This is a genomic window from Seonamhaeicola maritimus (assembly GCF_008056315.1).
Classification (GTDB): domain Bacteria; phylum Bacteroidota; class Bacteroidia; order Flavobacteriales; family Flavobacteriaceae; genus Seonamhaeicola; species Seonamhaeicola maritimus.
Map to the genome: position 1 here is coordinate 1088220 of NZ_VRKQ01000008.1, position 11597 is coordinate 1099816.

Here is an 11597-nt window from a genome sequence, read left to right on the forward strand (position 1 = left end):
TATGTTTTATACTATTGATATTTTAGGAACTATAGCTTTTGCTATTTCAGGTGTTTTAGTAGCATTTAATAAAAAAATGGACTTATTCGGAGTTCTAATTATTGCTTTTGTGACGGCTGTGGGAGGAGGCACTTTAAGAGATCTTCTTATTGGAAATACTCCAGTTAGTTGGATGATGGATATGACTTATACCTATGTAATTATCGCATCTGCAATTTTTGCCATCATTTTCAGAAGTAAAATAAACTATTTAAGAACCTCTTTGTTTTTATTTGACACTATTGGAATTGGGCTTTATACCTTGGTAGGCATTGAAAAAGGTTTACAGGCAGAATTACACCCTGTTATTTGTATAGCTTTAGGTACTATGACTGCAAGCTTTGGAGGTGTTTTAAGAGATATTCTGTGTAATGAAATACCTGTCATTTTTAGAAAAGAAATTTACGCCACAGCTTGTATATTAGGAGGAGCATCTTATTTTTTATTTATAAAACTACCTATAGATAGCAACATTGTTTTTTTAATTGCAGGCTTGGTAGTTATAATTATTAGGCTATTAGCTGTTAAGTTTAAAATAGCACTTCCTAATATTTATAGTAACTAAAAAACCACCTATTATTTCTATACTTATTATTCAATAAGTTCAACTTTTCTTATGAAAACATTTTGCATAGGCCATTCACCGTCATCAGTATCTACAGCAGCAATTTTATCAACTACATCCATACCATTAATTACTTTGCCAAAAATAGTGTAGTCACCATCTAAATGATAAGCACCACCTTTCTGTTGCACAATAAAAAACTCATACGGAGAAGCTAATTTATGCGGATTTTTAATTTCACTGCTTGGCATAGAAATAACACCTCTATGGTGTTTAAACCCTTTTTTAGTGTCTGGAGGCAAAAGGTATTTGCCAATATAAGCTCTTTTTTTTGAGGTGGCCTTATCATCGCTATTACCGCCTTGAATAATAAAGTTAGGGACTACTCGGTAAAACTGCGTGCCATCGTAATACTTTTGTTTGGTTAAAAATATAAAGTTAGATCGGTGAAACTTAGTTTCATTAAAAAGTAATATATCAATGTTTCCAAAATCGGTAATAATACGTGCTTTATTCTCTTTGTGCTCTTCATTGTATTTCAAGAAGAATTCCATTGAACTCTTAGAGTTTAACTTTGGGAATTCTCTTGCCGGTTCAGTAATAGAATCAACAACAACTTTATTTGTTTCGGTATCTGGTTGAGATTTCGCAGTTACATTTTTCTTTTTAGTTTGTTTATCTTCACAATTCAAAATAATAAGTACAAGTCCCAAAAACAATATATAGCGCATAATTTATGATTTATGACGAATTCTTAAAATCAATTTCAAAAATAGAAAATATAAGGCTTCCAGCCGAAGCATCACAGTTTAAAATGGTACCACCATTTCGACATGAGTTAGTAAAACAGCAAAAGGAGGCCATGAAACAAGCTAAAAGAGCAGGAGTTTTGGCATTTTTTTATCCAGATACAGATGACCAAACTAAATTAGTATTTATTTTAAGAAAGACTTACAATGGCGTGCATTCCGCTCAAGTTGGGTTTCCAGGAGGGAAGTTAGAAGCAAAGGACGATTCCTTACAAGATGCTGCTGTAAGAGAGACTTTTGAAGAAATTGGCGTTCCTGTTAAAAGTATTGAAGTTATTAAACAATTAACAGAAGTTTATATTCCTCCTAGCAATTTTTTTGTGCAGCCTTATGTTGGGATAACTAGAGAATCACCCGTATTTGTTAAGGAAGAAGAAGAGGTAGAATCTATAATTGAAGTTGATTTAGGTCATTTTTTAGACGATAAAGTGGTGGTGTCGAAACAGGTAACCACCTCGTATAATGTTGATGTTGAGGTGCCTGCATTTAAATTGAACGGACATATAGTTTGGGGTGCCACGGCAATGATACTTAGTGAAATCAAAGACATTTTAAAACAACTCTTGTAGTTAGGTAGGTTTCTATTACTTTTGCAACACTAACCAACCAGAAACTAGATTTACATGGGATTGTTTAAAAAAAATCCTTTCGGACATATACTTTTTCTAAAAAAGTGGCTCATTAGAATTTTGGGTACCATGACTCACAGGCGTTTTCGCGGGTTTAATGAGTTGCATATCGAAGGGTCTGAAATTATAAAAGACTTACCGGATAAAAATGTACTTTTTATTTCAAATCACCAAACCTATTTTGCCGATGTAGTTGCTATGTTTCATGTGTTTAATGCTAGTTTAAGCGGACGTGTAGATTCTATTAAAAACGTTGGTTATTTATGGAATCCTAAGCTTAACATTTATTATGTGGCCGCAAAAGAAACTATGAAAGCTGGTCTGTTACCCAAAATATTAGCTTATGTTGGTTCTGTAAGTATTGAGCGTACTTGGAGATCTGAAGGAAAAGATGTAAATCGTCAGGTACGTATGAGTGATATTTCCAATATCGGTAAGGCTTTAGATGATGGTTGGGTTATTACCTTTCCGCAAGGCACCACTACACCCTTTAAACCTATTCGTAAAGGTACAGCGCATATCATTAAGCGTTATAATCCCGTTGTAGTACCCATTGTTATTGATGGATTCAGAAGGTCTTTTGATAAAAAAGGATTACGCATTAAAAAGAAGAATATTCTTCAATCAATGGAGATTAAGCAGCCATTAGAAATTGATTATGAAGTTGAAACCACCGAGGAAATTGTAAAGAAAATTGAGTATGCTATTGAGCAGCATCCATCATTTTTAAAAGTATTGACACCGCAACAAATAAAAGAACAAGAGGAGCTTAACAAGCTTAGGGAGTGGTAGTTTTTCTTATTGAATAGAGTTTTAATTTATTTAGTCACCATTAAAAATATGTAACATGAATACAAATATTAACATGGCAGTTCTGATTGATGGTGATAACATACCATCTGCAAGGGTAAAGGAGATGATGGAAGAAATTGCCAAATACGGTAACCCAACAATAAAAAGAATTTATGGTGATTGGACAAGACCTGGTTTAAGTAAATGGAAGAACTTACTTTTAGAAAATGCCATTACTCCAATTCAACAATATGGATACACAACGGGTAAAAACGCCACAGATTCAGCAATGATAATCGATGCTATGGATATTCTTTATAGCGAAAAAGTTGATGGTTTTTGTCTTGTTTCTAGTGATAGTGATTTTACTAGATTAGCAACTAGATTAAGAGAGGCAGGGATGCAGGTAATAGGCATGGGTGAAAAGAAGACCCCGAACCCATTTATTGTTGCATGTGATAGGTTTATCTACATAGAAATACTGAAAAAACAGACCGAGGAGAAAGTTGATAATAAAGAGTCTGATGTAGATAAAATAAGCGAAAAGGAAATACACCTTATCAGAACCACTATTAATGATTTATCTGATGATGATGGTTGGGCATTTCTTGGAGATGTTGGAAGTTTAATACAAAAAAAACAACCCAATTTTGATTCAAGGAATTATGGATTTGAAAAATTAACGCCCCTAATTAAATCTACAGATAGGTTTGATATTGAACAGAGGGAAACTTCAAGAAGTAGGCATAAATTAATTTTTGTAAGAAATAAAAGTAAACGCGCTTCAAAAGCAAAAAAGCGCTAAAATATTTCAATTTAATTGAGAAACAAGCATTCTATTTTTCTTTTAAATCTAGTTAATAACTACTAATAACTCTACTTCCTAAAAAATACCGAAATTCATATTTTGCAGTTCGCATTAATTTAGAATAATAAGTGAAAGTCTGTATTGCCGAAAAGCCAAGTGTTGCGAGAGAAATTGCCGTTGTGTTAGGTGCTAAAACCAAGCATGATGGTTATTTTGAAGGTAATGGGTATGCAGTAACTTACACATTTGGGCATTTATGTACTTTAAAAGAACCAGTAGATTATAAGCCTTATTGGAAAAGCTGGGACTTAAACAATTTACCAATGCTGCCGGAAAAGTTTGAAACCAAAGTGGTTTCAAATTCTGGGATTCAAAAGCAATTTAATATTGTAAAAAGATTATTTGACAAAGCCAATGTTGTTATAAACTGCGGTGATGCAGGGCAAGAAGGAGAGCTTATACAGCGCTGGGTAATGAATGAAGCCAACTATAAGGGTGAAGTACAACGCCTCTGGATTTCATCGCTTACCACTGAAGCTATTAAGGAAGGTTTTAATAATTTAAAGTCCTCTTCAGATTATGATAATTTGTATTACGCTGGTTTCTCACGTGCCATCGGAGATTGGTTGCTCGGTATTAATGCTACCAGACTTTATACTGTAAAGCATGGTGGTTATAAGCAAGTATTGTCAGTTGGCCGTGTACAAACTCCAACATTGGCTATGGTTGTAAGCCGATTCAAAGAGATTGAAAATTTCAAACCAACACCTTATTGGGAGCTACAAACTAAATATAGAGACACCCTTTTTAGTTATGAAGAAGGACGCTTTTTTAAAAAGGAAGATGGAGAAGTTTTAGCTGATAAAGTAAACGAAAGCGATTTTGAGATTGTATCTGTTTCCAAAAAGAAGGGAAAAGAATATGCTCCTAAATTATTCGATTTAACCGGTTTACAAGTCTATTGTAATACGAAATTTGGGTTTTCGGCAGATGAAACACTTAAAATTGTACAGTCTTTATACGAGCAAAAAGTAGTTACTTACCCTAGAGTAGATACTACTTTTTTACCAACAGATATTTATCCAAAGGTTGAAGGCATTCTAAAAAAGCTTACTAATTACTCAAATTTAGTACAACCACTTTTAGGGAAGAATATTAAAAAATCTGCTAAAGTTTTTAATGATAAAAAAGTAACAGATCATCACGCTATAATTCCAACGGGAATACAGTCTAGATTACAATCCAATCAACAGCAAGTGTATGACATTATTACTAGACGTTTTATTGCGGTTTTCTATGATGATTGTTCTGTAGCTAATACCAATGTAGTCGGAAAAGCAGCAGATGTATCTTTTAAAACTACGGGGAAAGAGATTTTAGAAAAAGGTTGGCGCGTGGTTTTTGAATCTCCAAATACAAAAGAAAAGGAACCAAATATATTACCAACTTTTGTTGAAGGGGAAAAAGGTCCACATGAGCCAACGTTTGTAGAAAAACAAACCAAACCACCCAATCAGTTTACTGAGGCGTCTTTGTTACGTGCAATGGAAACGGCTGGTAAGCAGGTTGAAGATGACGAAATGCGAGATTTAATGAAAGAGAACGGTATTGGTAGACCTTCAACACGAGCTAATATTATTGAAACGCTTTTCAAGCGGAAGTATATCAAGCGAAATAAAAAGCAAGTTTTACCAACAGAAACTGGAATTCAATTGATTGATACCATACAAAATAGCTTATTGAAATCTGCTGAACTCACTGGTCGTTGGGAAAAGCAATTAAAAGATATTGAAAAAGGCGATTTTAGCGCAGGAGCTTTTATAAAAAATATGAAGCGCATGGTAGATGCTTTGGTTTATGAAGTGCGCAGTGAAACCAAGCGTGCTAATATTTCGTCTGAAGCAAATGCAAAAAAGAAAAAGGTTAAAGCAAATGTCCAAAAAGTAACTGGAATAACGGTTGAAGGGTGCCCAAAATGTAAACAAGGTAAGGTTATAAAAGGTAAATCTGCCTATGGCTGTAGTGTCTATAAAACAGGATGTGATTTTAAATTACCCTTTAAAGTTTATGGAAAGAAGATTTCTGAAAAACAGTTTGTGAGATTGCTTAAAAAGGGGAGTACTGTTAATTTAAAAGGTTTTAAAACCGAATCCGGAACTGTTGAAGGTTTATTACGTTTTGATGATAAGTTTCAATTAAAGTTAGAGCCTAAACAAACACCTATAAAAACAAAGCCCGGAGAAATGTTGTGCCCTAAATGTGAAAAAGGTACTGTGGTAAAAGGGAAAACAGCTTATGGTTGTTCTGAATATAAATCGGGGTGCGACTTTAAAGTGTTTTTTGATGTGGTTAGACAAAAAATTAATGGGCAACAAGTCACCAAAGAATTGGTGTATAAAATATTAAATGGAAACTTCTAAAAGCCATAGGCATTTTATAATATACAAACCTTTTGGCTATTTAAGTCAATTTAAAAGTCAGGATTCTAAGCAACAGAAGAAACAGTTTTTAGGGGAGTTATGCGAATTTCCAGAAGGGATTATGGCAATAGGTAGATTAGATGAAAAATCTGAAGGTTTGTTGTTATTGACTACTGATGGAAAGATGAGCGACTTTATTAATAGTCAGAAAGTAGAGAAAGAATATTATGCTCAACTGGATGGTGATATTTCTAATGGAGCTATTGAGCAACTGAAATCTGGTGTTGAGATTGGATTTAATGGCAAAAAATATCAAACCAAACCTTGTAAAGTTTTTAGACTTAAGGATATTCCTGAATTACCAATTAGGTCAAAAAATATACGTGATGATAGGCACGGACCAACAAGTTGGATTTCGGTTACGCTTAAAGAAGGTAAGTTTCGCCAGGTACGAAAAATGACCTCGGCAGTCGGGTTTCCAACCTTACGGTTGGTGCGTGTTAGAGTGGGTAATATCTTGCTCGATAATATGCAGGTTGGTGATGTTATTGAGATGGCAGATTTTCGCGTTAGAGATTGAAGGAAGTTACCTTGTAGTTCGGAAAGTCCAAATCGACATGGTAACTTTCAAATATATTAAACCTCTAATTTTTTAAGTTCTTTGTAATTTCGGTTTAGTCGCTTTAATAATAGACCGTAAATAAGCTTGTAAAATAACCAAATAACTACTACCAGAACACCAGTAAAAATAACGCTTAATCCAATTATAATCATCATACCTTTATCGCCAGTTTTTTCAATAAAACTAACGGCTTCAGGGTCGTTGTGGAGTGAGTAATAAACACCTATTATCATTGAAACACCGGCCATTATTAAATTGTAGAGCACATAATATTTAATTACTTTTCTAGTTCTTATAATGGTCTCCATCAGGCGCTTTGCGCTGTCCGTAACCGAAATAGATTTGTATGAATTGTAAAGCAGAAAAATGAAAAGTAAAATTACGGCATAACTAAAGATAGTTAACCCAACTAAGGCGCTATCTGAATAAACCATGTTCATTCTTTCTCTGTAGCTATCTGAAAGAAAATAGGGGATGGAATTTATTAAAATCCAAAAAAATAATTCTGCAACACTTATATAAAATAAAAGCTTAACAATAGAAGACGATTTTTTATTCAACATGGGTAAGATATCTTTTGCAGATAGCTTATCATGCGTTTCTTTTTTATTCCAATCTTTCTTTAATAAATCTAATTCATCCATAGTTTTACGGATTTAAAATGGTTCTTAGCTTCTTCTTAATTCGGTTCATTTTCACTCGGGCATTCACTTCACTTATCCCCATTGTTTCACTTATTTCTCTGTAGTCCTTATCTTCTAAATACAAGAAAACAAGTGCTTTTTCAATATCATTTAATTGGTGTACAGCTTTATAAAGAACTTTTAATTGTTGTTCTTCAGTATCATCATATTCTTCAGATTTCATTTTAAAAGATACACCTTCAAAATCTTGAGTGGTGATTGTTCTTTTAGACTTACGGTATAAAGTAATTGCAGTATTTAAACCAACTCTGTACATCCAGGTGCTAAATTTAGAATCGCCACGAAACTTAGGGTATGCTTTCCAAAGTTGAATGGTGATTTCTTGAAATAAATCATTATGTGCATCATAATTATTAGTGTACAATCTGCACACCTTGTGTATAATATTTTGATGCTTTTCAAGCAGTTCTACAAAATTCTGTTCTAATTCGTTTTTCAATATGATGGTTTAGTTAATAGGTAAGTAGCTTGATGGTTTAAATTGTTACAGTAATTGCAGAAAATAAAGTTTCTAAAAATAGATTGATATTGATTTTTATAAAATATACTCAAAATTTAATATGTTAAAGAAAAGAGTTAGGTGTGTAGGTTTATTTGAATGATAATTAAATAATTAAACCTTTATTATAGATAAAATCTATCGTTGGTATTTTGTGATTTTTATTACTATTTATTTACTAATATATAAAAAAATAATAAAATAAAATTCCGACATTCTTTCTAATAATATTAAACAATCTCTATGATGGATACTTTACTTTTTTTAGAGGAAATTCCAGAAAATAAATAAGACTTTTTAAGTCAATTTTTCAATTCATCCATAAGAATTTACAGTTCGGTTATTTTCTGTTTTTTCATAAAAAGATCTATCGCACATTTGTTTCATCAAACAAAAAACGAATAGAATAATTTAATCATGAAACAACTAATCATCATTTTAATCGCACTTCTTAGTTTTCAATTACAAGCACAAACCACTATTAATGGAAAAGTGCTTAATACTAAATATCAACCCATTGCAGGTGCCAATATTTATTTAGAAGGTACTTATGATGGTAGTACTTCTGATGACACAGGTACTTTTTCATTTAAAACCTCAGAGACTGACACTCAAACCTTAATAGTTTCCTATTTATCTTATGAAACTTTTACTATGGTTGGTGATCTTTCTTTTATGAAAGATTTGACTATTAAACTTCGTGAAGACGTTAATACTTTGGATGCCGTAGTGCTTTCTGCTGGAACATTTTCTGCTGGTGATAATAGTAAAGTGAATGTACTTAACCCTTTAGATGTAGTTACCACAGCTAGTGCCTTGGGCGATTTTGTTGGTGCCTTACAAACCCTTCCTGGAACATCAACTGTTTCTGAAGACGGTCGATTATTTGTGCGTGGAGGTGATGCCAACGAAACACAAATTTTTATTGATGGTATTCGTGTATTTACACCTTATACACCAACAACCAATAATGCTCCAACTCGTGGACGTTATTCTCCATTTTTATTTGATGGTATTACGTTTTCAACCGGTGGTTATTCTGCAGAATATGGTCAAGCTCTATCAAGTGTTTTACTATTAAATACTATAGATGAGCCAGATCAGGATAAAACCGATATTGGAATTATGAGTGTGGGGGCCGCTTTAGGCAATACGCAAAAATGGGAAAAAAGTTCGTTGAGTGTAAACGCATCATACATAAACTTAGCACCTTACATTGCTTTATTTCCAGATAGAAACGATTGGAAGAAACCTTTTGAAACTGTTTCAGGAGAAGCAGTATTTAGACAGAAAACGAATAATGGTTTATTTAAACTTTACGGAGCTTTCGATGCTTCAAATTTCGAATTAACTCAAGAAGATATTAATTATCCTGATGGTGCTCATTTTAAATTGAATAATGAAAATTTTTATGTAAATGGATCGTACACAGGAAAATTAAATGATACTTGGACCATGTTTAGTGGGCTTAGTTTTACACATGCCAACAATAGAATTAATTTTGAAGATAATGATATTGACGATACGGAAAACTCTTTCCACGCGAAAATGAAATTTAAAAATCGTATCAGTAATAGATTCAAACTGTATTTTGGAGCAGAGTATTTTGCAACCGATTTCGGTGAGACTTTTCAAAATATTGAAGTAGATAAAGTAGGTTACGGTTATGATAATAATATTGCGGCTGCATTTGCAGAGGCAGATATTTTTGTTTCAAAACAGTTAGCGTTTAAAACGGGATTAAGGGCCGAGTATAGTGATATTTTTAAAGATTTTACCGTAGCCCCAAGATTGTCTTTGGCCTATAAAATTTGTAATAAGAGCCAGTTATCATTGGCCTACGGGAATTTTTACCAAAACCCGTCTAGTAACGTGTTGAAGTTTGAACAAGATTTAAAACCTCAAAATACCTCACATTATATTATGAACTATCAATACAATGCTGATAGACGTATTTTTAGAGCCGAAGCTTACTATAAGAAGTATAATAACTTAGTGAAATACGATACTGATTTTGCTAGCTTCAACAGTAATTATGATAATTCAGGAGTTGGGTATGCAAAGGGTATAGATTTCTTTTGGAGAGATAGTAATTCTATTAAAAACTTCGATTATTGGTTAAGCTATTCCTTTCTAGATACCAAGCGTAATTACAACAATTATACTTTGGAAGCAGAACCAAATTTTGCTAACAAGCATAACTTGTCTGTGGTTGGTAAATATTTTATAACCGATTGGAAAAGTCAGGTTGGGTTTAGCTATGGATTTGCTTCTGGAAGAACATATACCAATCCGAATATTCCTGGGTTTTTAAATGAAAAAACAAAGTCTTTTAATAGTTTAAGTTTGAACTGGGCGTATTTAATTTCTCAACAAAAAATACTCTATGCCTCTGTAAATAATGTATTAGGATTTAAAAATATTAATGGTTATCAATATTCTAATACACCTGATTTAAATGGTAATTTTAACCGACGTGCATTGACACCCGCAGCAGATCAGTTCTTTTTTATTGGATTCTTTTGGACGATTAGTACAGATAAAACAAGTAATCAGTTAGATAATCTGTAGGAGATATGTTTTACAAACCGTTTTGATTAAACTATCTCCTTATAGCTCCTGAGGTGTCACCTTCCATTAAGCTAAGAACGTTGTCTAATGAAACCATATTAACATCACCAGGAACTGTATGTTTAAGGGCGCAAGCTGCTGTAGCAAAACTTATAGCTTGTTGGTCATTATCATAATGTAATAAGCCATATATTAATCCTGAAGCAAAAGCATCACCAGTTCCAACACGGTCTATAATATGTGTGATGTTAAGCATGTCTGATTTAATATAATCTTGACCATTCCATATTTTACCCTGAATTTGATGATGGGAGGCGCTAATAGTTCTTCTAGTTTTTCTAACTACTTTTTTAATTCTTGGGTATTTTTCCATGAGTAGTTTAGCAGAAGATTGAAATTTTTTACCTAGTTCTCCAAGGCCAAACATTTCATTTATTCCTCTGCTGCTTGTAATTACTATATCGCAATTTTGAGCTAATTCTGGAATAACTTCTTGCATGGTTTTTCCATATTTCCACATGTTTTTACGAGAATTAATATCACCGGAAACAGTTATTCCCATTTTATTAGCAGTTTTAATGGCATCAAGTAAACACATAGTTGCACCATTTGAAATGGCAGGCGTAATTCCTGTCCAATGAAACCAATCGGCATCTTTAAGAACATCTTCCCAATCTATCATTGATGGTTCAATTAAAGAAAAAGCAGATCCTTCTCTTTCATAAATAACTTCACTCGGTCTATGCACTGCACCTTTTTCTAAAAAGTATTTACCCATCATTTTATCACCATAAATAACATGCTCTGTGCTTAACCAATGTTTACGTAAAAATTGAGTTGCGGCTTTACCAAGGGCATTGTCAGGGAAACGAGTAACATGTCCAGCTTTCATGCCTAAGTAGGCACATGAAATGGCTACATTAGCTTCCCCACCACCATAAACAAGCTCAAGAGAATTTGCTTGAGAAAATTTTGAATATCCTGGGGGAGATAAACGCATCATTACTTCTCCAAATGTGATTACTTTTTTAGCCATATTGTATTTTTAAATTTTGTTAAATATAGTTTTTGGTATATTACAATAAACGTTTAAAAATAAAATAAAAATATAATAATTAAATGTGCCTTCAGTTTTTGTA

Annotated in this window: 11 protein-coding genes; 7 read left to right on the forward strand and 4 right to left on the reverse strand. The window is 33.0% G+C overall.

The window, feature by feature from the left end; translation table 11 throughout:
• The first annotated feature begins 1 nt into the window (after position 1).
• Entirely contained in the window at positions 2-604 is a 603-nt protein-coding gene (locus FUA22_RS04470; protein WP_147766616.1) for a trimeric intracellular cation channel family protein, read from the forward strand.
• 26 nt (positions 605-630) lie between these two features.
• Here FUA22_RS04470 and FUA22_RS04475 read toward each other — a convergent pair whose 3' ends face one another.
• Positions 631-1335, reverse strand: a complete 705-nt coding sequence (locus tag FUA22_RS04475) for a peptidylprolyl isomerase (RefSeq protein WP_147766617.1) — start codon at positions 1333-1335, stop codon at positions 631-633.
• A 5-nt stretch (positions 1336-1340) separates the two neighbouring features.
• Between FUA22_RS04475 and FUA22_RS04480 the strand changes: the two genes are divergently transcribed.
• The 5 genes from FUA22_RS04480 (at position 1341) to FUA22_RS04500 (ending at position 6642) form a co-directional block, all read left to right on the forward strand.
• Positions 1341-1982: an NUDIX hydrolase gene (locus FUA22_RS04480; RefSeq protein WP_147766618.1), complete on the forward strand. Its 642-nt coding sequence runs from the start codon at positions 1341-1343 to the stop codon at positions 1980-1982.
• Positions 1983-2036: 54 nt separating this feature from the next.
• Positions 2037-2834 (forward strand): lysophospholipid acyltransferase family protein, encoded by a 798-nt coding sequence (locus tag FUA22_RS04485; RefSeq protein WP_147766619.1) that lies wholly within the window; start codon positions 2037-2039, stop codon positions 2832-2834.
• A 55-nt stretch (positions 2835-2889) separates the two neighbouring features.
• Positions 2890-3639 carry an NYN domain-containing protein gene (locus tag FUA22_RS04490; RefSeq protein ID WP_147766620.1) on the forward strand — a complete coding sequence of 250 codons (750 nt, stop codon included), beginning with the start codon at positions 2890-2892 and terminating at the stop codon, positions 3637-3639.
• Between the two features lie 131 nt (positions 3640-3770).
• A complete protein-coding gene (locus FUA22_RS04495; RefSeq protein ID WP_147766621.1) occupies positions 3771-6062 on the forward strand; it encodes a type IA DNA topoisomerase in 2292 nt (763 codons plus the stop codon).
• A complete protein-coding gene (locus FUA22_RS04500; protein WP_147766622.1) occupies positions 6049-6642 on the forward strand; it encodes a pseudouridine synthase in 594 nt (197 codons plus the stop codon). The genes FUA22_RS04495 and FUA22_RS04500 overlap by 14 nt, the downstream gene beginning before the upstream one ends.
• A gap of 56 nt (positions 6643-6698) precedes the next feature.
• On the opposite strand, the gene FUA22_RS04505 is transcribed toward FUA22_RS04500, so the two are convergent.
• Positions 6699-7328: a hypothetical protein gene (locus FUA22_RS04505; protein WP_147766623.1), complete on the reverse strand. Its 630-nt coding sequence runs from the start codon at positions 7326-7328 to the stop codon at positions 6699-6701.
• 4 nt (positions 7329-7332) lie between these two features.
• Positions 7333-7827 (reverse strand): RNA polymerase sigma factor, encoded by a 495-nt coding sequence (locus FUA22_RS04510; protein ID WP_147766624.1) that lies wholly within the window; start codon positions 7825-7827, stop codon positions 7333-7335.
• Positions 7828-8304: 477 nt separating this feature from the next.
• Here FUA22_RS04510 and FUA22_RS04515 point away from each other — a divergent pair, with 477 nt between their 5' ends.
• Positions 8305-10458 carry a TonB-dependent receptor gene (locus FUA22_RS04515; RefSeq protein ID WP_147766625.1) on the forward strand — a complete coding sequence of 718 codons (2154 nt, stop codon included), beginning with the start codon at positions 8305-8307 and terminating at the stop codon, positions 10456-10458.
• Between the two features lie 31 nt (positions 10459-10489).
• Here FUA22_RS04515 and FUA22_RS04520 read toward each other — a convergent pair whose 3' ends face one another.
• Positions 10490-11494 carry a sugar kinase gene (locus tag FUA22_RS04520; RefSeq protein WP_147766626.1) on the reverse strand — a complete coding sequence of 335 codons (1005 nt, stop codon included), beginning with the start codon at positions 11492-11494 and terminating at the stop codon, positions 10490-10492.
• Positions 11495-11597 lie beyond the last annotated feature (103 nt).